Genomic DNA, 26,314 nt, shown 5'->3' with positions numbered 1-26,314 from the left:
CCATCTTTATCGGCCACCTGGTGGCGCTGCTTGTGCTTTGGGGAGCCGGAGCCTTTGCCGGCCTGCGCCCCGAGCAGGAGTACGAGATCTGGGGGGTGACGATTGGCGGCGTTTTGTTTTTCCTAATTGGCTTGGCGGATGATCTGTTTCAGTTGTCGCCTTTTTCGCGCCTGGCGATGCAATTTGGAGTGGCTGCGGCGGCTTGGGGAGTGGGGGTGCGCATCGAATTTATCAACCTGCCGCGGATCGGCATCTGGCCGTTCCCTGCATGGCTGAGCCTAGTGATTACCTTGCTGTGGCTGGTGGGGATGGCCAATGCCATCAACTTTATGGACGGGCTGGATGGCTTGGCGGCAGGGGTGTCGGGGATCGCGGCAGTCGTGATGCTGATGGTAACCCTGCTCTTGGATCGGCCGGCGGCAGCCATGCTGGCGGCAGCCTTAGCGGGGGCTTGTCTGGGGTTTTTGCGCTACAACTTTAACCCGGCGCAGATCTTCATGGGGGATGGGGGAGCCTACTTTCTGGGCTTTACCCTGGCCGGGATCGGGGTCATTGGGGTGGCCAAGGGGGTAACCACGCTGGCGGTGGCCCTGCCGTTTTTTATCCTGGCCGTGCCGATTCTGGATATGTCTGCTGTGATCCTCAAGCGCTTGGCCAGAGGCAAGTCCCCCTTTCATCCCGACAAGGGCCACTTGCACCATCGCCTGCTCAAGGCTGGCCTGTCCCAGCGGCATTCGGTGCTGCTGATTTACGCCATGACCCTCTGGGGGGGATCCCTGGCCCTGGCCTTGGCGGGCTTGCCGGCAGGGGGCACCTATCTGGGCGGGGCCTCGCTGGTGTTGGCGGGGGTGGCCTGGGGAGCTTGGCAACGGCATCGCCAGCGGCAACAGTCTTCTGAGGATTCCGAAGCTCAAGCAGAGCCAATCAACTCAAAAAAGGATTAAGCTCGGCTTGTTCCCAGCCGCCTGCCTGCCTAGACTGGAGGGGATCCCGTCTGCCGCCTTGACCGATGCGTCCTACACCGGAGCTGGCAGCCCTCTTGCGCCGCACCGCCGATCGCCTGCAAGCTCAGCACTGGGGTTTTTGGGATCGCGAGTACTGCTGGCGGGATAGCACCCGCTGCAATTGTGGCCTTTTGGTGCGGGAAGCCCTGGGCTGGGATCAGCAGCAGCTTAGCCTGCACATCCACCGCGGCACCTGGCGCTCCATTGCCCAAACGGCCTACCGCACTGCTGCCTATGTCGCGAGGGATCCTTCCCACTGCGAGGCTACGGGCCTACGGCTGGGATATGTGTTTGAAAAGATGGCAGAGCTGGGGTTTGACCAGCCAGAAGACTTTGCCGCTCTCGAAGAGCTAAGCGATCCGGTCATCCTGGCCCGCCTGGCCGAAAAAGGGGTAGAGCCGCTGCGGCGCGACTACGCCCCCCACGTGGCCCTCTACATGCGGGAGCTGGCCGACTGGATTGAGGAACAACTGCAGGCCCAGGCTCAGCTCAGCCCCTTGACTCAACCTCTGCCCAAAGCTAAGGCAACAGAAGTAGCCGTCCGCCAGCCGCTACGCCTGCGGTGAGGGGCAAATCCCTCAGTTGGAGTCTTCCACCATCAGCACGTGGGTTGGGATTTGTGGAGGAAGAAGCTTGCGGCCCGACAAGAAAGCTAGCTCGATTAGAAAAGCAAACCCGCCTACCTGGGCGCCACTCTGAGCCACCAGTTCAGCTGTGGCGGCGGCGGTGCCGCCAGTTGCCAAGACGTCATCCACAATCACCACCCGATTGCCAGGGCGCAGGGCGTGGGCTTGTAGTTGGAGCTCGTCTTGGCCATACTCCAGCGTGTAGGTTTGGCTGAGCACTGGCGGCGGCAGTTTGCCGCGCTTGCGAACGGGGACAAACCCCAAACCCAGGTGTTGGGCCAAGGCAGCCCCCAAAATAAACCCCCGCGACTCAATGCCCACCACGTAATCTAGGGATCCCATGGTGGCAGTGCCGGCGGCCAACTGTTCGATAGCGGCCCGAAAGCCCGCTGGATTCTGCAGCAAGGGGGTTATGTCGCGAAAGAGGATCCCGGGCTTGGGAAAATCGGGCACTAGGCGGACAAGGGGGCGCAGATCCATGAGTTCTCCTGGCTCAGCAGTGGCCAGCTCAAAGGGTGTAGAAGGCCGCTCCCAGCAACCCATCATAGCCGCTCAGGGCCTTAGCGAACGGGTTTCCTTTTGGCCAAGCTGGCAAGGCCGGAGATTATAATTGCAAGGCTAGGGGCCGCGGCTCATTCTTTTTGTTCCTGACCTTGGAGATTTCCCATGCGCTATTACATGGCCATTGACTCCAACCCCCTGGCAAGTTTGCCCCTGGCGCTGTTTGGGGTAGGCAGTGAGTCGGCCTACGTTGACCTGCTCCAGGACAAGCTAGTAGTGCGGGCGGGCAACTTGTTCAACGAAACCTTTTCTCTAGGCGAGCTGGGACGCGGGGAGCGCTTCTCTTGGCCCTGGTTCTACGGCCTGGGCGTGCGCACCGATTTCCAGGGACTGGTTGGCGCGGTAACCAGCACCCAGGGGGTGATTGCCATTCCGCTGCTCCAGGAAAAGATGCTTTTCATTCCCTTGGTAGGTCCCCTGGGGCTGCAAGTACCCTGCAAAAAGCTGGTCTTCAGCCTCCGGGATCCGGATACCTTTTTGGCCAATTTCAACCAGGAGCGCCCCGATGGCGGGCCCAAGAGTGTGGTGATCGAGTAGCTAGGGCCGGCTACCTTGACAAGACCAGCACCTCGGTGACGGGACCGCGCTTGCGGCCGTGGCAGTTGATGGCGCGGCTGGCCACGATGGTGTGGATAGGATAGCCCCTGTACAGCTCTCGCACAAAAGGGCAATCTGAGTTGGACAGCAGCACCTGCACGCCTCGGTCGGCCAGGATCCCAAAAACTTCTCGCAAGCGGATCTGCTCCGCTTGGCCAAAGGCGTACTGACTGTAGGCGGTAAAGCTGCTGGTTTCTGAAACCGGGTAGTAGGGCGGATCCAAATAGACAAAATCGCCGGGCTGGGCCCGCTCCAACACCTGCTCAAACGACTGCACCAAGATCTTGGCCCGTTGCAGGACACGGCTAGCAGCCCGCAAGTTGTCGGCATCACAAATGCGCGGGTTGCGGTAGCGGCCCAGGGGTACGTTGAACTCGCCGCTGGCGTTTTCCCGGTAAAGCCCGTTGTAGCAAGTTTTGTTGAGGTAAATTAGCCGCGCCGCCCGCTGGACAGGGTCAACTGGCTTGGATGCCCGCAGGGCGTAGTAGTAGTCGCGGCTGTGGTGGGCCTGGTGGTAGGCTAGCAGTGCCACCACCTCCTCCACCCGATCCCTCACACAGCAGTAGGCGTTGACCAAGTCAGCGTTGATGTCGGATAGCACAAAACCCCGCTCAGGGTAAACCTGGGCCAGGTGGAAAAACACCGCCCCGCCACCCAAAAAGGGCTCATGATAAGTGCCCCAGTCGCGGGGGAAGAAGGGCTCGTACTGGCTTAGCAGCCCCCATTTCCCTCCTGCCCACTTGAGGAAGGGGCGGGCTTTGAGGTGCTCCCTCCCCCTCTGCAAGGAGCTCCTTCCGGCTACGCCAAAGGCCAGCTGGCCGCAGTCCCCTAGTTTTGATTCTCTTCCAGCAGCTCTTCCAGCACCTCGATCCAATGCTCCAGTTCCTCCAACCCCTGCAACACCTCCTCCGGCTCGCTCAAGTCCACCTGGAGTAACTGGGCCGATTCTCCCCAAGTCAGGGATCCAGGGGGGCTAGCCAGCCAATTTAGGTAGCGGGGCAAAAAGGTACGCGGAGACAGATGATACTGGCGGTGGCAGGCCAGGGCCACTAGGCTGGCCAGGCTGACCTGAGGAGCGCTGAAGGGTCGCAGAAACAGCTCCGGCATCCCCACCCAGCAGAACTGGTCTTCCGGCAACAGCTCCACCGCATCGCCGCACAGCTCCTGGATCAGCTTTAGCCACTCTTCGCCGACCCAGGAGGTAGGGCTGACCTTGGAGGAAGCTAGTGGAGCGGTGTTCTCCGAGCGGTAGAGGAGCAGCTCCAGCCGGGCAATCAGGCTCTGGTAAAACACGGCCTGCAACTGTGCCTCCAGGTGGTGAATCAAGAGGGCCTGGGCCAAGGTAAAGACCTCCAGCCCGCTTGCACGATTTCGAAGAGGGGGTGGCGCCGGTGTACCCCGTGCCGCCCCGAGCAGGTAGTCTAGCAGCACCTGCTGTAAAAACGCGGTATGCACCCGAATTTCCCAGGAGGGCTGGACAGATCCCTGCAGCTCCTCCAGATCCAGCCAAACTCGAGGCCCCTCAGGCCGGAGCCGCCGGCTGAGGGCTTCAAGGGCTTGCAGCAGGGAGGCAAGGGGTTCACTTCCTGGCCATGGCCTCTCTGGATCGCCAGGGGGTGCCTCCCGTTCGGAGCTGACTTCCAGTAGCCAGGGTTTGGCCTGGGCTGCGCACTCAGGGCAGAACTCTTGCAGGGCTGCCCAGACCAGGGAGGTGGCTTCGGCAGCAGCAAGAGGTGGGACGGGCTCCCCCCAGGGTGCATAGAGGTCGCAGAGGCGAATGGAGCGGCTCATGGCGCGGCTTTTCAGGCGGTAGTAGCGCTGGAACAGGTCGAAGCGATCGTGGATCCCATCCAGCAGATGTTCCCAAAAGGGCTGGCTGAGGCCGTGGCGAGCCAGGTAAAGGTCGGCAGCAGAATCGTAGCCCCGCCACTGGGCCTCCCAGAGGTGGTCGCGAACTAGGATGCTGAGAATAAACCCTCCCAGCTCCGCATGGGCTTCCAGATGGTGGCACAAGCGCTGGTAGGCCGCCCAGCGAACCTCGGCACTGGGATGGGTTTGCAGGTTCTGGAGGTGGGCAAGGGTGTTAGCTGACTGCTGTTGGGGAGGCAACAGGCCCTGGTCGCCGAGGGAGCTGAGGGTGACTTGCCACAACTGCCGCCAGGCCAAGCGTCCAGCCAGGCGCTGCTGGTGCAGTAAGCGCTCTAGAGGCTCCGCCTGTCGGTGACCCCGCTGGTGGAGGAGGCCACACAGAAACTGGCGAAAGGGGCGTAGCCGCGGCTCGACATGGGCAGCAGCTAAAAGGTCCAAGCGCCCATCCTCTGGCGGCAACTCGGCGGCAGAGTCGTCGGGGGAACCAGCCAACAGCGACTGCAGCTCTAGGGAGAAAAACAGCAAGTGGCTTTGCAGGGAGATAGCCCGCTCCAGATCCCGCCAGCTTGGAGCCTGAAGAGGGGTAGCCGGGATCCCTTCCCTGCCCTCCGCAAGCTGAGCCGCCAGAGCTTGCGTTAGCTGCGACAAGACTTGCAGCGCCTTCCCCAGCTCTGGTGGGCTGAGCTGGGCCACCTGCCCCCGGTAGCAGCGGGCAAACTCCTGCACCTGCTCCTCCAGGTCCTTCCAGGCTGGGGCGCCTTCTTGCCCAGAGCTGGAGAAACGCTCAAAAGGGGGTTCAGCAGCAGAAGAGACCACTGGCACCAGCCTCCTAGAGATGGGGGCAACCCCTCCGTGGCTTGGCGGCTGAGCAGACCCAGTAGCCTCTGATCCCAGTCAACTCTAGAGTCACCGCTTCCCAGGAATAAGCCTGCACAAGCCAATGTACTTCCTCCAGGATAGGTGTCGGGAGACAATCATTCGGTGGAAAAGCTTTCCGGAGGAGGCGACGCCTTTGTTTGCTCAGGTCACTGCTGCTGCTCTCCTGGGACTCAAGGCCGTGCGGGTCACGGTGGAGGTGGATGTGGGCGGTGGCTTGCCCCAGATTATCCTAGTGGGGCTGCCAGACACAGCCGTTCAGGAGGCCAAAGAGCGGGTGCGGGCGGCCATCAAGAACTCCGGCTTTGCCCTGCCGCAGCGGCGGATCATCGTCAACTTGGCTCCCGCCGATCTGCGCAAAGAGGGCCCCAGCTTTGATCTTCCCATCGCCATCGGCATTCTGGCTGCTGCCGGGGTCATCGAGAAAGAAGCGCTGGCCAACACCCTGCTGGTGGGGGAATTGGCCCTGGATGGCACCTTGCGACCCGTGGCCGGAATCCTGCCCATTGCCGCCGGTGCCGCTGAGATGGGGATCCGCCGCCTGGTGGTGCCCCAGGAGAATGGCCCGGAGGGGGCTTTGGTGCAAGGGATCCAGGTGTACGGGCTGCCCTCCTTAGCGGCGGTGGTGAGCTGGCTGCAAAACCCCCAGGGGGTTGAGCCGCTGCGGATCCAGCCGGAGCAGCTGCTAGCAACTGAACCAGAACCCCTGTTGGATTTGGCCGATGTGAAGGGGCAAGAACAGGCCCGACGGGCCTTGGAGATTGCGGCAGCCGGCGGGCACAACCTGCTGCTGGTGGGCAGCCCAGGAGCGGGCAAGACCATGCTGGCGCGTCGTCTGCCCAGCATTTTGCCTCGGCTGCAGTGGGAGGAAATGTTGGAGATCACCCGCATCTATTCAGCAGCCGGCCTGCTGCGGCAAAACCTGCACTTGGGAGGCCAAACCCCCCTGATTACCCAGCGGCCCTTCCGTGCTCCCCACCATTCGGCCTCGGCAGTGGCGCTGGTGGGCGGTGGCCCCTACCCCAAGCCTGGCGAGATCTCCCTGGCTCACCACGGTGTCTTGTACTTGGACGAACTGACGGAATTCCGCCGCGAGGTTTTGGAGGTGCTGCGCCAGCCCCTGGAAGACGGCAAGGTTACCATCTCCCGCGCCCGCCTTTCCCTGGAGTTTCCCGCTCAAACCACCCTGGTGGCCTCCACCAACCCCTGCCCCTGCGGCTTCTACGGGGATCCTGTTCAGCCTTGCACCTGCACGCCGCAACAGCGGGAGCGCTACTGGTCGAAGCTCTCCGGCCCTCTGCTAGATCGCATCGATTTGCAGGTGTGGGTCAACCGCCTCAAGCCGGAAGAAATTGTCCGCCTTCAGGGCGGCGAGTCGTCCCAAGCGGTGCGGCAGCGGGTGGAACAGGCGCGGCAGCGCCAACGGCAGCGCTTCCAGGACGAGCCCGGGATCCACTGCAACGCCCAGATGCAGCCCCGCCACCTGCGGCAGTGGTGTGCTCTCTCGGATCCCTGTCGCAAGCTCCTCGAGAGCGCCATCCAAAAGCTGGGCCTCTCTGCCCGGGGGAGCGACCGCATCCTCAAGGTGGCCCGCACCATCGCCGATCTAGAAGGTGCCGAGGCCATTGCCCCTGCCCACATCGCCGAAGCCATTCAGTATCGCGGCCTGGATCGCGGCCGGCCTGCTGTAAGCTAAGGGGAGGGAGAAATTTGCCCCTTGTGCACTTGCAGGATTTGCGCTCCCTTGAGCCAAGCGGCGTCGAAGGAGCCCAGGTGGGTGGTGGTCACCAAAGTTTGCACCCGCTCTTGAATAGCCTCCAAGAGTTGGTTTTGGCGGTGCAGGTCCAGCTCCGCCAGCACGTCGTCCAACAGCAGCAAGGGCGGATCCCCCTTCACCTGCTCGATCAGCTCCAGCTCCGCCAGTTTGAGGGCCAAGACCAAGGTGCGCTGCTGCCCCTGGGATCCGTAGGCGCGGGCAAGCTGTCCGTCGAGGCTCAGCTCCACCTCGTCTCGGTGGGGGCCGACTAGAGAGGTGCCCAGGGCCCGTTCGGCAGCGGCCTTGGCACGGATCTCCGCCAACAACTGGGCTTGAACCCCTTCGGGATTGGCCTGGGGATCCAGCAAAGGCACCTGCGGACGGTAGGCAAGGCTGAGAGTCTCCCGACCACCACTGATGACTTGGTGCCAGTGGGCGGCTAGCGGCTCCAGACGCTGCAACAGCCGGGCGCGGCGGCGCATGATGCGACTGCCACTGGTGGCTAGCTGAGCGTCCCAGAAGGCCATCTGCAAGTCCCTGTCGCTGGCAGCAGCGGAATCCTGTTTTAGGAGGGCATTGCGCTGCTTGAGGATCTGGCGATACTGCTCCACCAGGCCAAGGTAGGCCGGCTCCAGCTGCAGCAACACCCCATCCAACCAGTTGCGCCGCGCCTCTGGCCCCCCTCGCACCAGCTCCAGATCCAGGCTGGAGAAGACCACCGCATTCACTTGCCCTAAGAACTCAGATTGTCGCCGTAGCGCCTGGCCGTTAACCTTCAGGGAGCGTCCCCCTTGGCTGCGTAGCTCCATCACCAGCTCGTGGGCTACCCCTAGCCGCTCCACGGTGGCGGCAATCCGCGCCTTCTCTTCCCCCTGCTGCACCATCTCCCGATCGCGACCGGCCCGCCGCGAGCGCAAGGTGGCCAAGAGCTCCACTGCCTCCAAGAGGTTCGTCTTGCCCTGGGCGTTTTCCCCCACCAGGATGGTCTTGGGTGCCTCGAAGGGGATCCCTTGATCCCGGTAGTTGCGAAAGTGCCACAGATGGAGAAAACATAGGTACACTTGGTGCGCCTTTGGCTTGGGGGAACGGCCCTCGCCAAGGAGGGCTTCCACTTTAACGCAATTAGCCTAGGACCAGGAGCACCCGGCTTCAGCAAAGGAGGGGCTGACCGAGAAAGCTGGGCTCCTGGACGCAACAGCTGCCAAGTCCAGTCACTAGAGCTGCGTCAGCTAGTTAGTGAACCAGGGGTTGGGGCGGGTGCAGCTTGTTGCGGCAGGCGTAGGGCTGTCAAGTTTAGGTGGGAAATCCCTGTTGGCGTAGGGCTTCAAAGAGGGCAATGGCGACTGCATTGCTGAGGTTAAGGCTGCGCACCGGCCCGCTCAAGGGGATGCGCACGCTGGGATAGGTTTCCAAGAACATGGGATCCAAGCCCCGGCTTTCGCTGCCAAACACCAGCCAGTCTCCGGGTTGATAGGCCACCTCGGTGTAAAGGGCCTTGCCGCGCACGCTAAAGCACCAAAATCTTGCCTCGGGGTGGGCTTGCACCAGGGCCTCCCAAGAGGGGTAGCGATGCAGTTGGACGTGCTCCCAGTAGTCTAGCCCCGCCCGCCTGAGGTAGCGATCCGAGAGGCGAAACCCCAAGGGATCCACGAGGTGGAGGGGTGTGCGGGTAGCGGCACAGGTGCGGGCGATGTTGCCCGTGTTGGCCGGGATCTCCGGAGCCACCAAGACGACGTGGAAAGGCATAGGCTCAGCTCACTTGCTGCCAAAGCCGCGGCTGTTGCCCCCCTTTTTGCCCCCCCCTTTGTCTGGCTTGCGGCTGGACTGCGAACGCCCTCGCCATTGGGGGCCACCTGCCGGCAGCGGGCCCCGTCCGCCCAGCATGCCCGGAAAGCCGCCCATGCTCATGGAGCGCATCATGTCGCGCATGCGCTGGAAATCGCTCACCAGGCGGCTGACATCCTCCAGCTTGTGGCCAGAGCCCAGGGCTACCCGCCGCTTGCGGCTGACGCTGCGGGCCAGCAGATCCGGGTTGCGCCGCTCCTCTGGCGTCATGGAGTTGATCATGGCCTCCGCCCGGGCTAGTTGCTCTTGGCCTTTTTGCAGCTGCTCGTCGCTAATTTTGCTCATTCCCGGCACTAGCCGCAGCAAGCTGGCTAGAGACCCCATGCGCTTGATGAGGCGCATTTGTTTAAGAAAATCGTTGAAATCGAACTGGGCGGTCATCATCTTTTCTGCCATGGCGGCGGCATCTCCCAGGTCGATTTCCTCCTGGGCTTTTTCCACCAAGCTGAGAATATCCCCCATGCCCAGGATGCGCGAGGCCATGCGATCCGGGTAAAAGGGATCCAAGGCCTCCACCTTTTCGCCAACCCCGATAAACTTAATGGGCTGGCCGGAAACCTGGCGAATGGAAAGGGCTGCCCCGCCGCGGGTATCGCCGTCCAGCTTGGTGAGGATGGCGCCGGTAAGGCCCAGCCGCTCGTGGAAGGCCTGGGTGAGGTTGGCCGCCTCCTGCCCCATCATGGCGTCCACCACCAGCAGGATCTCGTGGGGCTGCACCGCGGCTTTGATCTGCTCCAGCTCTGCCATCATCTCCAGGTCGATCTGGAGGCGACCGGCGGTATCCAAAATAACGTAGTCGTAGCCCTGTCCCCGCGCAGCTGCCACCCCCTGGCGGGCAATCTCGACCGGATCCGTCTTGCCCAGCTCGAAGACGGGGATCTGGATCTGCTGGCCCAGGCTCTTGAGCTGGTCGATGGCCGCTGGACGGTAAATGTCGCCTGCCACCAGCAGCGGCTTTTTGCCTTGCTTGCGCAAGTACAAAGCCAGCTTGGCGCAAGTAGTGGTTTTGCCAGATCCCTGCAAGCCAACCATGAGCACGATGGTGGGGGGGTGCTCCGCCTGGGCAAGGGGCACGTTGGCCTCCCCCATTACCTTCACCAGCTCGTCGTAGACAATCTTGATAAACTGCTGATCCGGCGTTACCCCCGGGATCACCTCAGCGCCCAGGGCTGCCTGCCGCACCTCCTCGATGAACTGCTTGACCACCTGTAGGTTGACATCGGCCTCCAGCAGGGCGCGCCGCACTTCCCGCAGGGCTTCTTGGATGTTGGTTTCGGTGATCCTGTCCTGGCCGCGCAGCTTTCTCCAGGCCAGTTCCAACTTTTCGGCAAGGACATCAAACATGGGTGCTGTTGGTCAAGGGCTGCTAGGGCATTTCCTACCATAGTCCAGTTGGAGCCGCTCCAGCTTGGGATCCCGGCCCCAGCGGCTACCTAGGCCGAGGAAGGCTAGCGACTTTACGAAAGTTTAAGCAACAATAGAAGGCGTCACTTGCAGACTGGCCATGGTCAGCGTTGCTTCTTGCTCCTACAGCATCTCCGACTGGCAGTTGGGCTATCGCTCTTTGCGCCAGGAGTACAACTACTGGGTAACGGAGATCGAGGGGCGGATCCCCAAAAGACTGCAGGGAACCCTCTTTCGCAACGGGCCTGGCAAGCTGGAAGCGGGCTCCCAGCGCTATGGCCATCCCTTTGACGGCGACGGCATGGTCTGCGCCATCACCTTTGTGGGAGGGCGGGTGCATTTCCGCAACCGGTTTGTGCGCACACCGGAGTTTGAGGCAGAGGAAAAAGCTGGCCGAGTTCTCTACCGCGGCGTGTTTGGCACCCAGAAGCCGGGAGGCTGGTGGGCCAATTTTCTCGATTTGCGCTTTAAAAATCCCGCCAATACTAACGTTATCTACCACGGCGGCAAGCTCCTAGCCCTTTGGGAAGCCAGCGCTCCCTACCGCCTAGACCCAGCCACCCTGGCTACCGAGGGGGTCGAGACCTTTGGCGGTGCCCTTGCCCCTAATCAGCCATTTACAGCCCATCCCCGCCGCCATCCAGAAACTGGAGATCTCCTGGCCTTTGGGGTGCGGACGGGCCCCCCTTCTACGCTTCTATTCTACCGCATTGACCCCCAAGGGCGGCTGGTGGAAAAGTGGGACTACCGCCTGCCGGATTTTGCCTTTTTGCACGACTTTGTCTGGACGCCCCGCCACTGGATCTTTTTCCAAAATCCTGTGGCCTTCAACCCCTGGCCCTACATGCTGGGCCTGCAGCCAGCCGGCACTTGCCTGACCCTCAAAAAAGGGGAGCCCACCCGTATCTGGCTATTTCCTTCCAAGGGGAAGCCGCTGCAGCTGGAAACGGAGCCGGGGTTTGTCTTTCACTTTGTCAACGGCTACGAGGTAGGGGAAAAGGTCCTAGTCGATGCCATCCTCTACGAGACCTACCCCGCCCTGGAGCCCGGAGCCGACTACCTGCAGATTGACTTTGCCCAGGTGCCAGCGGGCAAGCTATGGCGGTTTGAGCTGGATCCCAAGGCAGGCAAGGTCAAGCGGGAGCTGCTTCTGGATCGTTCGGTGGAGTTCCCGGCTATCCATCCGGCTTGCGTTGGCCGACCCCACCGCTACCTCTACGTTGGCGCTACCCATGCTCCCGGCCCCAACGCACCCCTGCAGGCCATCCTCAAGCTAGACACCGCAACAGGCCGCAGCGAGCAGTACAGCTTTGCCCCCCGCGGCTTCGTGGGAGAGCCGGTATTCATCCCCGATCCCGAAGACGCTGCGGAGGAATCCGGATGGGTGGTAACAGTGGTCTTTGATGCAGCCAGTCAGCGCTCGCAGGTGGCGATCCTAGAAGCCGCTAACCTGGCAGCCGGTCCAGTGGCCCGGATCCCCTTGCGGCATCACCTTCCCTATGGCCTTCACGGCAGTTTCACTCCTCGCCTCTGGGCTGAGCCGGATTAGAGCCCTGTCCGCGCCAGTAGGCGAGAGGCTATGTGTTAGACTGGGAGTCAGAATTCTCCGCGGGGGGTGTCAGAATGGCCTCTGGTCTGGAACCTTCCCTACAGCGTCTAAGCCCAGTCCCAGAGCCAAAGAGCTCCCCTGGACTAGAAGCAGCGGTGGGAGTTGGTACTCTGCCGGTCTCAGAGGGTGGAGTAGCCTCTACCTTCTCCAGCTTAGGTAACGCCGCCACGTCGGGAGAAAAAGCAACGGTGGCAAGACAGCGACCCTGCCTAGAGCCCATCCCTCCCCCAGGGCAAGTGATGCAGTATCGGGCCATTGGCCTCATTGAGGGTCAGTATATTCCTTCCCCAGATCGCTTTACGCGGGGGGTTTTGCGCACCTCAGATGGTCTGGATATCCATGCTGTCCTCCTGGGCCGGGTGATGAGCCTAGTGCGCAAGCACCTAAGGCCGGAGCGCAACTACCTGTGGGTGGTCTATCCCCGCACCCGCGACAAAGGCCAAAATCTCCACGTCCAGCTGATGGGAGTCTGGGCCCCGGAGGAAATGGGGCAAACCCTGCCTGAGGGCTCCTGCCCAAGGGTGGTGCCGGACTGGTTTTCCATTCGCGGCGAGGTCGTTTTTCAATCCCAGGAGAGAGGGTTCATCATCGTCAAAATTCGCCGCTCCCACTCTCAGTTGCCCTCCCCTACTCATCCCCTGCCAGCCGCTAGCTCCAGCGACCAGCAAGTAGCTAGTCCGGGGGGCCAGCAGCAAGCAGGATCGGCTTTGCCGGCAGCGCCCCAGGCTTTTAAGTTGCGCCTCCTTGGATCCCTGCCAGGCAAAGGAGTAGGTATCTTCTGGGATCTGCAGGCGCGCCGCCGCGGCTCCCAGCTCTACATAGAGTCGGCAACTCCTATTGGCCCTGTGCCCAGAGAGCGGCCACAGCCCCAGGCAAAACGTTCAACTTCCCCTTCCAAACCCAAGAAGAAACCTCCCAGCGCCCCAAGGCGCGCGCAACAACCGCTCCCCAGTCAACCTGGCCTGCCGCTGGATCCCGCCAAGGCAGCCAAACCTCCCAAGCCCACTAAGAAGAAACGTCCATAGTTTCTACCTTCGCCATGACAGAGTCAAACCCTCCTCCCAGAAAAGATGAATTCATCTCCCCCCGCTACCCCTACTGGGGCGAGGTCAAGCCGCAGAACTTGGTTTTTGATGCCAATTTACAAGAATTCAGCCATAAGGTGTCCCTAATTTGTAGCTTAGAGACAGGGGGCAAGATTACCCCAGAAGAAGCCTACCGCCAAATTAAAGAGCTGTGGAAACAACTCAAACAAACCAAAAAAGCTATCCTGGACGAGCCTAAGTGGAACGAGCCTCCTCCCAAGTTGCCAGAAGAAGAGTGAGTTAGGGCTTTCCTCTAGCCCTCCTTCGGGACAGTGCTGCGGAGCAGCTTTGTGGCACCCTGGGCAACCTCGCCAACGAAACAAGCTAGCAACTTAGCACGTCCGTTTCTTCTAGTAGGTTTAAAATCGGGTCTCAAACTCGATGGAAAGGGTGTTGTTGCCCTGGAAGTCGGTGCTGGCGCGGGTGAGGGTTTGGTCGCTGAGGCGGTAGCGGGCGCTGTAGCGGGTGGGCTGCAAGGGATCCGTCAGGTTGCGTTGCACGGAGACGGAAGTGGTCGGCCCCAGATCGCGGGCTACTTCCAGGACCAGGCCCACCGAGGAGCGTCTGGGAGCACGGGTGTCAACTGGGGGAACGGGGCTGAGGCGAACCTCATCCAGGCCAAGGGTGTCCCCCAGCGTTTCCACCACATCGTTGAGTAGGGCCGTTCCCGCCAGCCCGGCCACCCCTGCTTCTGGATTGAGTCGGGCCAAAGCTGTTCCTCCTAGCAGGGCGACGATCTCTTCTGGGGAGCGGCTGGGACTGCTAGAAAGCGTCAAAACCCCGTTGCGGGGATCCGCAGCCGCAAGCTGGCTGGCCCGCCCGTTGACGGTGGCCAAGATCTCGATGCTCTGCTGGGATCCCGGCAGGTTGCGGTTGGTGTCGAAGGGAGACAGCTCCTGGGGAAAGCGGTAGACCTCGAAGGCTTGGGTCACCAGACGCAGGTTGAGGAAAGGATCGAAGGGGTTGTCCAGGTCAAAGGTGGCGGTGTTGGGGCGGGAGCGATCCAGGCGAAAGTTGGCAATGGGCAGGCTGACGCGGCCTCGCTCCAGGGCGATAGTGCCCGCCGGGCGGAGATCTGAGGGGGTGCCGAACAGGCGCAAGCTGCCGGTGGCGTTGAATTCGAACAGGTTGGGGCGCTGCACGCGGATCCCGGGCCCTAAGACCAGCTCCAGCCCGTTCAGCCGCGGCTGCCAGAAGGGATCTGCCTGAGTCGAGTCGGCGGGAGCTGCCGCTTGGCGGGGGCTGACCTCGATAATCCCATGGGAGGCCTCTAGACGACCCTCGAGCAAAGGACGCAAGAGCAAGCCTTCCACCAATACGCTGCCTTCCAAGCGGCCGGTGTAGAGATTGGGCAGGTTGAGCTGGATCCCTTGCAGTTGCAGCGTTAAGGGTGGCGAGGTTTCGTCCATCTGCAGGGCGCCGCGGGAGTTGACAGGCAAAACCCCTCGAGCCACCAGGGATCCGCCCCCCACCTGTCCCTGTAGCTCCCGCACCTCCAATTGGTTGAGGTTAAAGACAATTTGGCCAGTCAGGTTGGTGATAGGCTCCGGCAAGGCAGCCAGCTTGAGGATCCCGGAGCTGAGGTTGAGGTTTCCCTGCAGGCTAGGCTCTTGCAAGGTGCCGCGGATGGCCAGCTCCAGTTGGCTTTGGCCACCTTCCCAGCGCACCTGGTCGGTGAAGAGGTTGATTAGGCGCAGGCCGTCCTTCTTGGCTTGCAGGGTAAGGTCGATCTGATCCGAGACAGCCCGCACCTGGGCAAAGGGCAGGGTGTAGGGAACCAGGCCGGAAAGGCGGATTGGCTCGTCGCTGTTGGCTAGGAGAGCACCCTCCAGACGCAGTTGACCCTGGTTGTAGTCAAATTGCCCCTCTACCTCCCGCAGCGGCACCTGGTTGATCCGGGCGTTCACCACCGTTAGGGAGCCGCGGGCCCGGGGATCCCGCAGGTTGCCCGCTAGTTCCACATCCAAGTTGAGATCCCCTTGGAGTTCCAGCCCCTCGGGCAAGAAGCGATCCAGCAAAACCAGAGGAAACCCCTGAATTTGCAGGGATCCCGACTGCTCCTCCAGACCCAACTTGCCGGTGAAAAGGGCTTGGCGTTCCCCACTGCGCAACAGCAGCGGCTGTAGCACCACCGCCCCCTCGACCAGGCTGCCGGCAGCGGTGAGGCTTTCGACCCCAAACTCCTCTGCTTGCCAATTCCAGCCCTCCAGGTGAAAACTGGCGCTGGGCTGGTCGAGACTGCCAACCAAGCTGAGGCTGGCCTGGAATTCTCCTTGCAAGCTGGTGGGTGGCGGGATGCGGGGATCCATGCGGCTGGCCAAGGCCTCCAGGTGGGCGGCCAGGACCTGGGCGTAGTGCTCCAATTGCTGCAGCAGGGGAGAACCGGGCAGGCCAACCGGCTCTGTCTCTAGCACGGCAGCAGGGCCTAGCGGGGGCAATTGCAGGCCGCGGGTGGTGAGGTCTTGCCACTGCCGCCACTTAAAGGCAGAGACAATGTCTTCCAGGCGACCCTGGCGGGTGCGGATCTGCAGGTCAATTTGCGGAACGGGAAGCGCCGAGGCGGGCTTCAAAGCAGCCTGGAAGGAGGCCGCCGGCAGCTCCAGGGTGCCGCTGGCGGTGTAGGTGCTCTCGAACAGCTCCAGTTGGGCTTGGGCAATGGTCAGGCGAGAGGGGCTGGAGCTGTCTCCAGGACGGTAAGCGAAATCCACGGAGAGGCCCTGGGCTTCGATCCCCCCTAGCCGCAGATCTGCCACCGCTGCCCGTCCCTGGGTAGCGCCGCTTGCCAGGTCAACGGTCACCTCCCCATCGAGGCTCCCCTGCAGACTGGCCCACGGCCCAGCAGCCACTCCCCCCAGTAGAGCCAGCGGCAAGCGGTTCGCCGCCACCTGAAGCTTACCTTGGTGGCGTTGGCCGCGCAGTTCCCCCTCGCCCAGCTGCAGCTCGAACTGCAAGGGCCGAAACTGGGGATCCAACTGCAGCGCCAGCCGCTCCCGCGTCCCCTTCAGCTCCACTGTCATCCCCTGGCTAGACCCCTGAAAGGGCCCGGCCAAGTCAGCAAAGGCCACCTCTCCCACCCGCAAGCCGCGCACCTTGGCCTCGCCGGCCACCTGCAGGTTGTCCAGAGATCCGCGGAGCCGCCCCGATCCCTGCAGCACTCCTGCCACCCTCGGCGGCAAGCCGGGCACTTTGGCTAGGGGGATCCCGTCAGCGGCAAAGTTGAGATCTAGAGACCCCACCTGCAAGGTCTGCGGATCCGCGAGGATGCGCCCCTCTACTCTGCCCAAGCGGGTGGTGTCGGCCAAGACTTCTGCTGCTTGGATTGCCAAGCCCCCGCCATCCCAGGCCACCTGGCCTCTAATGGAGTCAACTAGCCCATTTTCCTCCCCAAGCCGCGACAGGGTCAGGGATCCCTGGGCCCGCAGCGCCGACAGGAGACCCACCTCCGCCGCCTCCCCTGTATCCACCTGCGCCCTCAGCTCCCCAGAGACAGATCCCGGCCACTGCGGGTTGAAAAACGCCAGCGGCACAGCCTGAGGAACCACCTGCGCCTGGAGCTGTCCTGCCTCCCACCGCCCCGCCGCCTGGATCCGGCCCTCCCCTACGGCCAACACTGCCTGGGGCACCTCCACCACCCAGCCGTCCCTGCCAGGCAGGATCTGCAGCTTTCCTCTTCCAGCGAGCTCCTCCCCCTGGATTTCCCAAGTGGCCTCCACCTGGGGCTGGGATCCTGCCAGCACCACCTGGGCCTGAGCAGTTACCCGCCCCGCCCAAGGCAGCTTGCCCCTCTGTGGCAGGTTGACGCCGTAGAGGGACAGCACCTGCCCCGCGTCGGCCGCGGTAACCTGCAGATCAAACTGGCCTGCCAAGCCGCTAGCCCACTGCAGTTGGCCGGATCCCTGGAGGCGTCCGCCTGCAGCTTGCAAGTCAATGGCCTCAAAGGCCAAGGTCTGGTCGGCTAAGCGGAAGCCAAAAGCATATTGCGGCACCGGCAGGCGATCCACCCGACCTGGCGAGATCCCTTGCAACTGCCCTTGGATCTGCGGCCCCTCCAGGGGGCCGGTGACCGCTAGGGATCCCGCCACCACCCCTTCTGCCGCCACTGGCAGCTTGAAGTTGAAAGTCTCCTGGATTTGCTGCAGGCTGGCCGGGGCGATGGCGGCTTGCAGATCCAACCCCTTGTCGCTGAAGGCGATGGAGCCGTTGAGATCTTCAAAAGCAAGCTGGCCAAAGCGGCCGCTTATCCCCTCCAGTTCCAGCTCCTCCAGGGTAAAGCGAACAGAGCCCCTCACCTCCTCAAAAGGACGAGGCAACCTCTCCAGCCTCAGCCGCGCCTGCTGAACTTGGGCTTGCCCCGTCAACTCCAAAGGGCGTTTGTGCAAGCGGGACGGCGTCCCTTCTCCTCCCCAAAGGACTTGCAGAGCTAGACTGGCTTCCCCCTCCACCTCCGCCCAAGGCGCTGCCGGCAAGATGCTGGGCAGCAGATCCAAAGGCAGGCGAGCAGCAGCAACCGTCACCGAACCAGAAACCTGGGCAAAGTCCGCCACCCCCCGCAACTGCAGAGGGTACCTCCCTCTACCTGCCAGCGGGCGCAGGACCGCCGAAAGCTGGAAACTGGCTCGTCCTCCGGCTTTCTCCCCCGGCAGGGCACTCAGCCTCACCTGCACCTGGCCCTGCAGCCCCTCGAACTGCCGTCGCTCCCCTACTAAGGGGATGGCCGTCAGGGATCCCCCCCGCAAACGGATGTTCAACCCCTGCAAGGGCAGGGATCCCTCCCCTTGAGGCAGTTGAAACTGCACGTCTGCCCAGCCGCGATCCAGCGTTTCCATGAGCAGCAACTGGGGCTGGTTCAGGGTAACATTGAGCACCCACTCGCCGGTTTGTAGCCACGTCCAGAAGTCGGGGCTGAGGTCAATAGAGCCAATGCTGGCCAAGTGTTCAATGAAGCTTTCTCCCAGCCGCACTCCCCAGGGAGCCACAAGCCTCACCTCTCCCAATTCCACCCGCCGGCGCATTGCCTGCGAGAGGGTAACTTCCACCTGGGGCAGCACTTGGTTCTGAAAGTAGATGCCAGTTCCCCAGGCAGCGCCAAAGGCGGCAGCCGTCAAGCCCAAACCCAGGCCTGCCCCTATCCTTGCCCAAGTCTTGGAGGAGAGGGGAAAGGGTTGCTGCGGCACTTCACCCTCTTTGTTGCGTCGCTCTTCGCCCAACACCTACCCTCAGGATCCAAAGCACCCCCCTTGAGAAGCCCTCCTTGGGGATAGCCAAAGCTGCCCCCATCCTACCCAAGGACTCCTGGCTTGCCATGAGGGGCCAGAGAGAAGAAATCCCTACTCCCAGCCGCAATCCCCTGCCCATGGACATGGCTTGATCCAGCCCTCTACAATGAGGCCCACGGGTGGTTTGTCTACACCCCCAGCTTGCCGGGGGGATCCCTCTGGCAGGGCAGTGTGAGCTACCACGTAAGTAGGGAGCAGTACGAGGGGCTTACAGTTTTGTCCCCTGGTGTGTTGTATAAGGTATAAGGTTGTATAAGCCTTTTGGAGCAGTCGAGATAAAGGAGAGAAGCCATTCCGGAACCTCTGTCTTTGACAGTTAGCTTGCGTGGTAGCCACGAGGCCCTGGAAGACTGCCAGGTCTTCCACCTGGCCGGCCTTCTGGATGCCTTCTCTGAGCCGGTGTTCGTGAAAGTGGTTACCAGGCACCTAGAAAAGGGATCCCCCAACCTTATCCTGGACTTGACAGGGATCGATTTCATTGACAGCTCCGGCGTCGGTGCCCTGGTGCAACTGGCCAAACTGGTGCAAGAGCGCGGGGGCATCTTCCAGGTAGTGAGCAATCCTCGCATTACCCAAACGGTAAAGCTGGTGCGGCTGGAGAAGTTCTTGTCCCTGCGCAATTCACTCCAGGAAGCTTTGGATTATCTAGCTGCAGAGAGCAAAAGGCGCTCCGAGCAGGCCTCTCCCCCCTCTGAGGCTGGCTCCGAAGCCGCCGGATCTAGCCCGGAGGAGCCCAAGGGCGAAGCTTCCTAGGCCGCTGCTGGGATATTGGAATGGGTCTGGGGACTTTTTGGGGCATCAGCGCCGGCGCCGGGGATCCCGAGTGGCTGACCCTAAAAGCTGTTCGGGTTCTCCAGGCTGTCAACTGGGTGGCCTGTCCCCAAAATGCTGCTGGCCAGCCTGGTTTGGCCTACCAAATCGTGCGTCCTTGGCTGCAACCGGGACAAACGCTCTTGCCCCTGCCTTTGCCCTTTGTTACCCAGCCTGAGCTCCTCCAGGCGGCGTGGGAGGCGGCTGCCGAGCAACTAGCTCCCCTTCTGGAGCAGGGAGAAGATGTGGCCTTTGTCTGCGAAGGGGATGTGGGCCTCTACAGCACCTTTGCCTACCTGGCCCAGGCCCTGCGGCAGCGGCTCCCTGACCTGCCCATCCAGGTCGTACCGGGGGTATGCTCTCCTCTGGCTGCTGCGGCGGCTTTGGGATCCCCTTTGGCCCTCGGCCCCGAGAAATTGGCAATTTTGCCCGCTCTTTTTGCCCTAGCAGAGCTGGAGGAGGCCTGTGCTTGGGCTGAGGTGGTTGTCCTCATGAAGGTGGCTTCCGTCTACCCCCAAGTTTGGCAGTGGCTGGCCGAAAAAGGCTGGCTGCAGCGGGCTAGCCTAGTGGTCTGGGCCGGCTGGCCCCAGCAAGTCCTTTTCCCCACCCTCGACGGATTGGCCGACTACCGCCCCCCCTACTTTTCCCTATTAATCCTGTGGCCTCAGAATCGCAGCTCTCCTCGAGTGGCTGACTTGCCAAAAAGCTCCTAAAAAATGAGCTTTTCTCCGGGAGAAAAAGCAAGAAGATTTGACCGCAGGATCTGCGTGTACTACCCGTGAAGAAAGATGGAAATCAAATTGAAGAAGTAACATAAACTGTTAAAAACAGTTGCCAGCCGCTACAGGGGTAGGCGGCCTGGGCTAGATTAGAGGTGTAGTGATTCAGGAAAGGAGGTAGATCCAGCGGAAAGGTAAGACACCGGCTTGCAACTTGCTCAGCCTCAAAACTGCCAGCAAAACAACTTCTCAAGTTGATCCCACGTAAGCTCTCAATTGGCTGTGCTGGCAGGTGTACCAAGCAAGGGGTTGTCTTGCCTAGTGGAGCACCTGGCCTCTCCGACAGGTTTTCCCCCAAGCTAAGGGACATGGGAGTTAAATCAAATAGCGGCTGGGTTTACTGAAGCCAGGCACTGTAGCGTGAGGGGTCGCTTACCTCGTCTGGAGTGGTGAAAAGACAGTAAGTTCTGCTGCTTCTGGAAGCGCCGGCCTGCTATTTCGAGTCTCCAGCAAGAATCAGCGAAGATTGGAGAAGACGTGGAAAACCGGTGCTTCGGTGAGGTTCAGGTGCTCCTCCTGCAGGCTCTAGCGAGCCGAGATTTTTAGTAAAACTTGAGATTTCGTGAGGTGGGGGGTCTCTATGTTTACCTTTCTGTCGAAAATTGCAAGAGCAGTTATTCGCGTGTTCACCCCTGCCAAGTCCGACCTAGTGGAAGTCGGCTACCAGCCCATCACAGATGATATCTATCGCTATCGCGGCAAGCGCTCGGCTCGCTATGCCGGTGAGCTGTAGGACGAGGGGGGGAAGGAGAGGGGTTTGCCACGTCCAGGGGTTGAGCTCCTAAGAGGTGGCCAGCGGGTTGGTCTTCGTTTCAGGGCTGTTAAGCTCTGGCTTTGGTTCTGGGGTGGCGGTTCTCGGACAAGGGCCGCCACTTCGTATGGTCTGCGAATTGTCTGCGAAAATGGTAGGGATACGTAAGCGCTCCCTCCACAGTGCCCTCCCTCGTGGTCTATCCCGCCACAGCCGTCGACCTGGATCCTGTGGTGGAGGTTCTTGCCCAGGTCTTTTACCCGCCCCTAGGCCTGCAACGCTGGCTGCACCCCATTCACAAACGGATCATTCGTCAGGATTTACGCCTCAAGCTGGCAGCCAGGGATCCCTACTACTGCTGCTTAGCGGCGGCGGTGGGGGCGAAAGTGGTGGGGACTGCTGAGATCTCGCTGCGGGCGATGGCCCACGGGAAGTATCCCTACCTTTCGAACTTGGCGGTGCTGCCAGAGTGGCGACGGCAGGGAATTGCGCGACAGCTTTTGCTCAGCGCTGAGGAGGTAGTGCAGAAGTGGGGCTATCGCCGGTTACAGCTGCACGTCCTGGAAGATAACTTGCCCGCCCAGCAACTCTACACCCAACTGGGCTACGTGCCCCTCGAGCGCACCCCTCAGCTTTGGCAGTGGCTGGGGATCCCACCCCAGCTTTTGCTCTGCAAGTGGCTGCCGTAAAGTTATGTAAACTAGAGGGAAAAGGCGAGAGAGGCGTTGCCGTGGACGTTGAGACCGTGAGCAGGAGGAGCTGGGGGGCCGTATTTGTAGCTTTGTTTGTAGCTTTGCTGGTTAGCTTTGGAGGGGCTCAGGCTGCCTTTGCCCAGTGGGGCACTACTCCCCTGCCCTCGATTGGGGCCCCAGCGCCAGAGTTTGAACTGCCAGATCAGTCGGGCCAGGTGCGGCGCCTGGCGGATTTTCGCGGCAAGTGGGTTGTGCTCTACTTCTACCCCCGCGACTTCACTGCCGGATGTACGATCGAGGCCCGCCGCTTCCAGCAGGATCTGCCCAAGTTCCAGGCCCTAGGAGCGGAGATCGTGGGCGTAAGCGCCGACTCGGTGGACTCCCACCGCCGTTTTTGCCTAGCAGAGGGGCTGCAATTTCTTTTGCTGTCGGATCCCCAGGGCACGGTTAGCCGCGCCTACGGCTCGTGGATGGGGGATATGGCCCTGCGCAACACCTTTCTCATTGATCCCGATGGGATCCTGCGGGCTATTTACCCAATCGTCAACCCCTACCGGCACAGCGCCGAGGTCTTGGCCCAACTGCAGGAGCTTACCAAGAAGGGCTAGTCCTGGGGGCCAAAGGTCTGCTCGAACTCTTGCAGCAGCTCGTCAATCTCCTCTAAGGCTTGGTTGACATCGACGCGCAAGTCCCCGAGATCCGGCCTTTCCAAAAGCTTGACCAGGACGGGCCGGCGCTCGCGAATACGTCTGATGCGCTCTTTTAGGGCGGCAATTTCCGCTGGCTCCATAGCTGCAGTGGTTGCCTCAGCTCCTCCAGCTTATCGCTTTCCTAGTCAGATCGCGGCCTTTGCTAACCCCTGCCCTAGACCATGGGCACAAATTGCACGGGGAAAGCTTCCTTTTGCACCACTCCTTCCGGCGTTTTGTGGAGAATGAGCAGGGACTGGGATGCCTTGCTTTCGCCTATCGGTACCACTAGGGTACCTCCCACCGCCAGTTGATCCAGAAGCGCTGTCGGCACGGTTGGGGGTGCGGCTGTAACCACAATGGCGTCGTAGGGGGCGTGTTCCGGCCAGCCCTGGTAGCCATCTCCCTGACGCACCTCCACGTTGCGGTAGCCAAGGGAGGCCAGAGTTTGCTGAGCGCGGGTGGCTAGGGGAGACAGTCGCTCCACGCTGTACACCTGTCGGGCCAGCTCAGCCAAAATGGCCGCTTGGTAGCCGGAACCAGTGCCGATTTCCAGCACCACCGACTCAGGCGTGAGGCGGGCTGCCTCGGTCATAAAGGCAACGATATAGGGCTGAGAGATCGTCTGGCCGTAGCCGATGGGCAGGGGGCAATCTCTGTAGGCGCGATCCCGCAGCTCGGGGGGAACAAAGAGGTGACGCGGCACCTTGCGCATCGCCTCCAGCACCCGGGGATCCCGGATCCCGCGCTGAAGGATCTGCTCCCTTACCATCCGTTCCCGTTGGTCAGCCCAGGGATCCAAGCCACTCTCGGCACAGGGCTGAGGAGGGCGAACCCCACCCGTCCTGCTAAAGAGGGACGAGAACAGCCTTACCATTGGCGCCTAACCTCCAAAGCTAACAGCCTGCCCGGATTTCCCTGGAATGCTGCGCCGTAACTTGGGATCCCTCACCTCGATCCTGGCCCACTTTTAAACCTGCTGCCACAAATTTCTCCCGGAAATTCCATAGCCCCGGTCCTGCAAGGGCCCAGGGTGGCCAAAATTCGTCGGGGTGAGTCGTTGCTAGCGAAGCGGCATCGCCGGGAAGTTTTCCTCCTCCCCCGCCAAGAAAACCTGACCATTCCGGCTTTTCCCCGCAAGGGGATGGAAGAATCTAGGAGCTACAGGAGGGCTTAGCGGTGTCTGTCGAACCAGCGCATCAGCATTGCCGCTAGGCGCTCAGGGTTGTGGCGCACCAAGCCAGTTTCGGGATCCTCTTGCATGACGTTGGCCAGAACGGCGCGGCAGCCCAAGTAGGCCAGTTTATCCGGGTCCAAAACCACAAACTCGGAGCCGTTGCGGCGGTAACGCTCTAGGGTGCGAGGGGAAGGGGGATCCCGTTGCACCAGGACGGCATCGAACAGGCGCAGGCCCGCCACCCGATCCAAAGCCATGACGTGATCTCCAACGGTGTAGCCGTCGGTTTCCCCCGGCTCCGTCATGATGTTGCACACGTAGATGTGGGGCGCCATGTTTCTGGCCAGGGCCTCGACAATTTCAGGGACGAGGAGGTTGGGAATGATGCTGGTGTAGAGGCTGCCCGGTCCTAGCACTACCAACTCTGCTTTCTCAATAGCCTCGATTGCCTCAGGCAAGGCGGGAGGGTTGGGGGGATCGCAGCCAATGCGGCAGATGCGCCCCCTAGCTTTGGTGATGTTGGACTCGCCCACGACGCGGCGGCCATCGCTTAACTCGGCCCAGAGGGTGACATCGGCTAGAGTAGCCGGCAGCACCCGTCCCTGAATGGCCAAAACCTGAGAGGTAGCGGTGATGGCCCGGACCAGGTCGCCCCCGGTTACCGCGGTGAGGGCGGTGATGAACAGGTTGCCGAAGCTATGCCCGCTCAGCCCTTCCCCCGCCTGGAAGCGGTACTGGAACAGCTCGGTGAGGAGCTTTTCCTCGTTGGCCAAGGCCGTGAGGCAGTTGCGGATGTCGCCAGGGGGCAACACGCCGATCTCCCGCCGCAGGCGCCCTGAGGAGCCGCCGTCATCGGCCACGGTAACGATGGCGGTGATGTTGGAGCTGTAGTGCTTCAGCCCCCGCAGCAGGTTGGAGAGGCCGGTGCCACCCCCCAGCACCACGATGCGAGGGCCACGGCTTAGCCGCCGATGCGATAGGAGCTTATCCACCAGCGCTTCGTCCCCTTCCGGGATCAGCACATCTTCGATGGAGCGCAGGGCGCTGCGAAAACCTAGCACCGCCATCACCAAGCCAATCCCGGTTACCAAGGGACCACTGATGTTGTTCGGGATCCAGGTGGTGATCCAGCGCAGGGTAATGTCGATTAGCCGCTTCAGGCGAAAGATGGGGGTCAGCTCCGTCCAAATGGCAATGCCCAGCAGCATCAGGAGTACGCCTCCCACGGCCAGGCTCAGCCAGCGTTTGACGGCCAGGCCAGGGAAGAGCCATTTCCAGCCACTTCGCCACCAGGCAGCCTTGCGGCGGCGAGGTCCCCGGATGGGGGACTTGTTGCGGAGCTCAGGTTTACTCATGGGAAAGAACGCCGGCCAAAGGGATCCTAGCCTCTGGCTGCTCCTTGCTGGGGCCAGCAGGCGGTGCTCCAAAGCAGGCTTCCAGATCCCGCTGCGACTCCAGCAAATGGCAGTGCTGGATCTGGAGGTTGAGCTCGGGCAGGCCAGAGCCGTTGGCAGGAAGGGTCCAAGGCTGCAAATCCTGGGCCAAGCGTTCCACCAGGGCCACGGAGCGGTGTTGCCCGCCGGTACAGCCGATGGCGACGGTTAGGTGAGGCCGCCGTTCTGCTCGATAGTGGGGCCACCAGGCCCGGAGGAGGGAAAAGATCTGCTGGTAGGTGGACTGGGTCAGCGGATCAGCAAAGAGAAACTCCTGCAGCAGCCGATCCTGGCCAGTGAGGTGGCGCAGATGGGGCTGAAAGAAAGGGTTGGGCAGAAAGCGCACGTCAAACAGCAGGTTGACCTCAGGAGGAATGCCGTACTTGAAGCCAAAGCTCACTAGCCGCAGGTTGAGGGGTTGGGGGAGCCCCTGCACCAAGGCTTGCAGTTGCTGCCGCAGTTGTTGGCTATTGAGCTCCGAGGTATCCAGCAGGTGGGTGCAGCGCTGCCGGATGGGGGCTAGTTCGCGGATTTCTTGCTCGATGGCTTCCAGCAGGCCGCCACCGGTGTGGTGGGGGTGGGGGCGGCGGTGGGCGCTAAGACGCTTGAGCAAGACCGAAGGCCGGGCTTCTAGGAACAGGAAAGGGATCCCCTGGGCTCGCATCCAGGCATCTAGCTCGGGGAGCTGCTCCCGATACTCTTGGGCGTGGAGATTTAAACTCATGGCCAAAGCGGCGTGGTGGGGCCGCATCGCCTTAACCAAGGGGAGGACCTGGGCAGGCGGGATCCCTTCCAGGCCGGTGTAGCCCAGTTGCTCGAGTTGCTGAATGGCCAAAGTTTTCCCTGCTCCGGTCAGGCCGGCAAGCACCAGAACGGCTGGGGCTGCAGAGGTTGGTTTTGTCGGCTGATTGTCCATGCAGCCTATTCTAGGGCGAGGGGGGATCTACCTCTACTGGCTAGCGGCAAAATGTCAGAGCCTGGCCGCGCACCGAGGGATCCACCTGGCCGTTTTGAAAGACGATCTGCCCGCCCACAATGGTTAGCAACGGCCAGCCCACCAACTCCCAGCCCTCGAAGGGGCTCCAGCCACATTTGGTCAGCAGCTCTTCCCGTCGCACTGGCTTGGGCGTATGCCGATCCACCAGCACCAGGTCGGCGTCGTAGCCCACCTGCAGCCGCCCCTTGTTGGGGATCCCGTAGAGGCGGGCCGGCGCCTCGCACATCCACTGCACCACCTGGTGTAGGGTACAGCGGCCCTGCTGCGCGGCTGTCAGCATCAGGGGCAAGGCCGTCTCCACCCCAGGCATGCCAGAGGGGGAGTGGGGGTAGGGCTGGGCCTTCTCGGCCAGGGTGTGGGGGGCATGGTCAGTGGCGATGCAGTCCAGAATGCCGTCGTGCAGTCCCTGCCAGAGTTGCTCCAAATTGGCGGGATCCCGCAGCGGCGGGTTCATCTGGGCCAGGGATCCTAGGCTGGG

The 26,314-nt window shown here is 61.9% G+C and carries 24 protein-coding genes; 12 read left to right on the top strand and 12 right to left on the bottom strand.

The features are described from left to right. Together NW814_RS10450 and NW814_RS10445 are read left to right on the top strand one after the other, a co-directional pair. A partial coding sequence (locus NW814_RS10450; RefSeq protein ID WP_414406247.1) for an MraY family glycosyltransferase occupies positions 1-944 on the top strand: 944 nt, incomplete at its 5' end. Between the two features lie 65 nt (positions 945-1,009). Continuing rightward, on the top strand, positions 1,010-1,570 hold the full coding sequence (locus NW814_RS10445; protein WP_414406246.1) for a hypothetical protein: 561 nt from the start codon (positions 1,010-1,012) through the stop codon (positions 1,568-1,570). Positions 1,571-1,582: 12 nt separating this feature from the next. Here NW814_RS10445 and NW814_RS10440 read toward each other — a convergent pair whose 3' ends face one another. Beyond that, entirely contained in the window at positions 1,583-2,110 is a 528-nt protein-coding gene (locus NW814_RS10440; protein WP_414346831.1) for an adenine phosphoribosyltransferase, read from the bottom strand. Between the two features lie 186 nt (positions 2,111-2,296). On the opposite strand from NW814_RS10440, the gene NW814_RS10435 reads away from it, so the two are divergent. Further along, complete coding sequence (locus tag NW814_RS10435) at positions 2,297-2,728, top strand: hypothetical protein (RefSeq protein ID WP_414346832.1); 432 nt, start codon at positions 2,297-2,299, stop codon at positions 2,726-2,728. A 10-nt stretch (positions 2,729-2,738) separates the two neighbouring features. Here the strand turns inward: NW814_RS10435 and NW814_RS10430 are convergent, their stop codons facing one another. After that, complete coding sequence (locus tag NW814_RS10430; protein WP_414393139.1) at positions 2,739-3,572, bottom strand: DNA adenine methylase; 834 nt, start codon at positions 3,570-3,572, stop codon at positions 2,739-2,741. Positions 3,573-3,616: 44 nt separating this feature from the next. After that, entirely contained in the window at positions 3,617-5,473 is a 1,857-nt protein-coding gene (locus tag NW814_RS10425; RefSeq protein ID WP_414406245.1) for a peptidase M3, read from the bottom strand. 196 nt (positions 5,474-5,669) lie between these two features. Here NW814_RS10425 and NW814_RS10420 point away from each other — a divergent pair, with 196 nt between their 5' ends. Beyond that, on the top strand, positions 5,670-7,229 hold the full coding sequence (locus NW814_RS10420) for a YifB family Mg chelatase-like AAA ATPase (RefSeq protein WP_414406244.1): 1,560 nt from the start codon (positions 5,670-5,672) through the stop codon (positions 7,227-7,229). Here the strand turns inward: NW814_RS10420 and recF are convergent. The 3 genes from recF to ffh form a co-directional block, all read right to left on the bottom strand. Further along, positions 7,226-8,350, bottom strand: a complete 1,125-nt coding sequence (gene recF, locus NW814_RS10415; RefSeq protein ID WP_414406249.1) for a DNA replication/repair protein RecF — start codon at positions 8,348-8,350, stop codon at positions 7,226-7,228. The two genes, NW814_RS10420 and recF, sit on opposite strands and share 4 nt — an antisense overlap. A 232-nt stretch (positions 8,351-8,582) precedes the next feature. After that, positions 8,583-9,035, bottom strand: coding sequence for a tRNA (cytidine(34)-2'-O)-methyltransferase (locus tag NW814_RS10410; protein WP_414393134.1), 453 nt, complete (start codon positions 9,033-9,035; stop codon positions 8,583-8,585). Positions 9,036-9,044: 9 nt separating this feature from the next. Beyond that, a complete protein-coding gene (gene ffh / locus NW814_RS10405; RefSeq protein WP_414406243.1) occupies positions 9,045-10,478 on the bottom strand; it encodes a signal recognition particle protein in 1,434 nt (477 codons plus the stop codon). A 160-nt stretch (positions 10,479-10,638) separates the two neighbouring features. On the opposite strand from ffh, the gene NW814_RS10400 reads away from it, so the two are divergent. The 3 genes from NW814_RS10400 (at position 10,639) to NW814_RS10390 (ending at position 13,471) form a co-directional block, all read left to right on the top strand. After that, entirely contained in the window at positions 10,639-12,087 is a 1,449-nt protein-coding gene (locus NW814_RS10400) for a carotenoid oxygenase family protein (protein ID WP_414406242.1), read from the top strand. 155 nt (positions 12,088-12,242) lie between these two features. After that, on the top strand, positions 12,243-13,172 hold the full coding sequence (locus NW814_RS10395) for a hypothetical protein (RefSeq protein WP_414406241.1): 930 nt from the start codon (positions 12,243-12,245) through the stop codon (positions 13,170-13,172). Between the two features lie 14 nt (positions 13,173-13,186). After that, entirely contained in the window at positions 13,187-13,471 is a 285-nt protein-coding gene (locus NW814_RS10390; protein ID WP_414406240.1) for a hypothetical protein, read from the top strand. A 120-nt stretch (positions 13,472-13,591) separates the two neighbouring features. Here the strand turns inward: NW814_RS10390 and NW814_RS10385 are convergent, their stop codons facing one another. Next, positions 13,592-18,439, bottom strand: coding sequence for a translocation/assembly module TamB domain-containing protein (locus NW814_RS10385; protein WP_414406239.1), 4,848 nt, complete (start codon positions 18,437-18,439; stop codon positions 13,592-13,594). Positions 18,440-18,817: 378 nt separating this feature from the next. Here NW814_RS10385 and NW814_RS10380 point away from each other — a divergent pair, with 378 nt between their 5' ends. The 5 genes from NW814_RS10380 to NW814_RS10360 all read left to right on the top strand — a co-directional run bounded on the left by NW814_RS10380 (position 18,818) and on the right by NW814_RS10360 (position 22,148). Beyond that, a complete protein-coding gene (locus tag NW814_RS10380; RefSeq protein WP_414393124.1) occupies positions 18,818-19,261 on the top strand; it encodes an STAS domain-containing protein in 444 nt (147 codons plus the stop codon). Between the two features lie 20 nt (positions 19,262-19,281). Continuing rightward, positions 19,282-20,031, top strand: a complete 750-nt coding sequence (locus tag NW814_RS10375; protein ID WP_414406238.1) for a precorrin-2 C(20)-methyltransferase — start codon at positions 19,282-19,284, stop codon at positions 20,029-20,031. 646 nt (positions 20,032-20,677) lie between these two features. Continuing rightward, positions 20,678-20,830, top strand: a complete 153-nt coding sequence (locus NW814_RS10370) for a hypothetical protein (RefSeq protein ID WP_414393121.1) — start codon at positions 20,678-20,680, stop codon at positions 20,828-20,830. Positions 20,831-21,030: 200 nt separating this feature from the next. Beyond that, positions 21,031-21,537, top strand: coding sequence for a GNAT family N-acetyltransferase (locus tag NW814_RS10365; RefSeq protein ID WP_414393119.1), 507 nt, complete (start codon positions 21,031-21,033; stop codon positions 21,535-21,537). Between the two features lie 41 nt (positions 21,538-21,578). Continuing rightward, positions 21,579-22,148, top strand: a complete 570-nt coding sequence (locus NW814_RS10360) for a peroxiredoxin (RefSeq protein WP_414406237.1) — start codon at positions 21,579-21,581, stop codon at positions 22,146-22,148. Here the strand turns inward: NW814_RS10360 and NW814_RS10355 are convergent. The 5 genes from NW814_RS10355 to NW814_RS10335 form a co-directional block, all read right to left on the bottom strand. Further along, on the bottom strand, positions 22,145-22,330 hold the full coding sequence (locus NW814_RS10355) for a hypothetical protein (protein ID WP_414393115.1): 186 nt from the start codon (positions 22,328-22,330) through the stop codon (positions 22,145-22,147). The two genes, NW814_RS10360 and NW814_RS10355, sit on opposite strands and share 4 nt — an antisense overlap. Before the next feature lie 74 nt (positions 22,331-22,404). Beyond that, positions 22,405-23,001 carry a protein-L-isoaspartate(D-aspartate) O-methyltransferase gene (locus NW814_RS10350; RefSeq protein ID WP_414406248.1) on the bottom strand — a complete coding sequence of 199 codons (597 nt, stop codon included), beginning with the start codon at positions 22,999-23,001 and terminating at the stop codon, positions 22,405-22,407. Between the two features lie 401 nt (positions 23,002-23,402). Continuing rightward, positions 23,403-24,761 (bottom strand): gluconeogenesis factor YvcK family protein, encoded by a 1,359-nt coding sequence (locus NW814_RS10345; protein WP_414406236.1) that lies wholly within the window; start codon positions 24,759-24,761, stop codon positions 23,403-23,405. Then, complete coding sequence (gene rapZ, locus NW814_RS10340) at positions 24,754-25,755, bottom strand: RNase adapter RapZ (protein ID WP_414406235.1); 1,002 nt, start codon at positions 25,753-25,755, stop codon at positions 24,754-24,756. Before rapZ ends, NW814_RS10345 begins: the two co-directional genes overlap by 8 nt. Before the next feature lie 40 nt (positions 25,756-25,795). Next, a partial coding sequence (locus tag NW814_RS10335; RefSeq protein ID WP_414406234.1) for an amidohydrolase family protein occupies positions 25,796-26,314 on the bottom strand: 519 nt, incomplete at its 5' end.

It is taken from the genome of Synechococcus sp. R65.1 (genome assembly GCF_047461755.1).
In the GTDB taxonomy this organism is placed as follows: domain Bacteria; phylum Cyanobacteriota; class Cyanobacteriia; order Thermostichales; family Thermostichaceae; genus Thermostichus.
Note: the sequence above shows the minus strand (reverse complement) of the source record. Positions and strands in the feature narration are given on the sequence as shown.

What these genes read in the sequence shown, in the direction of transcription:
- NW814_RS10375 (WP_414406238.1), top strand. Translation starts at nt 19,282, where the DNA reads ATGGGTCTGGGGACTTTTTGGGGCATCAGCGCCGGCGCCGGGGATCCC.
- ffh (WP_414406243.1), bottom strand. Translation starts at nt 10,478, where the DNA reads ATGTTTGATGTCCTTGCCGAAAAGTTGGAACTGGCCTGGAGAAAGCTG.
- NW814_RS10390 (WP_414406240.1), top strand. Translation starts at nt 13,187, where the DNA reads ATGACAGAGTCAAACCCTCCTCCCAGAAAAGATGAATTCATCTCCCCC.
- NW814_RS10410 (WP_414393134.1), bottom strand. Translation starts at nt 9,035, where the DNA reads ATGCCTTTCCACGTCGTCTTGGTGGCTCCGGAGATCCCGGCCAACACG.
- NW814_RS10440 (WP_414346831.1), bottom strand. Translation starts at nt 2,110, where the DNA reads ATGGATCTGCGCCCCCTTGTCCGCCTAGTGCCCGATTTTCCCAAGCCC.
- NW814_RS10350 (WP_414406248.1), bottom strand. Translation starts at nt 23,001, where the DNA reads ATGGTAAGGGAGCAGATCCTTCAGCGCGGGATCCGGGATCCCCGGGTG.
- NW814_RS10355 (WP_414393115.1), bottom strand. Translation starts at nt 22,330, where the DNA reads ATGGAGCCAGCGGAAATTGCCGCCCTAAAAGAGCGCATCAGACGTATT.
- NW814_RS10400 (WP_414406242.1), top strand. Translation starts at nt 10,639, where the DNA reads ATGGTCAGCGTTGCTTCTTGCTCCTACAGCATCTCCGACTGGCAGTTG.
- rapZ (WP_414406235.1), bottom strand. Translation starts at nt 25,755, where the DNA reads ATGGACAATCAGCCGACAAAACCAACCTCTGCAGCCCCAGCCGTTCTG.
- NW814_RS10345 (WP_414406236.1), bottom strand. Translation starts at nt 24,761, where the DNA reads ATGAGTAAACCTGAGCTCCGCAACAAGTCCCCCATCCGGGGACCTCGC.
- NW814_RS10370 (WP_414393121.1), top strand. Translation starts at nt 20,678, where the DNA reads ATGTTTACCTTTCTGTCGAAAATTGCAAGAGCAGTTATTCGCGTGTTC.
- NW814_RS10445 (WP_414406246.1), top strand. Translation starts at nt 1,010, where the DNA reads ATGCGTCCTACACCGGAGCTGGCAGCCCTCTTGCGCCGCACCGCCGAT.
- NW814_RS10435 (WP_414346832.1), top strand. Translation starts at nt 2,297, where the DNA reads ATGCGCTATTACATGGCCATTGACTCCAACCCCCTGGCAAGTTTGCCC.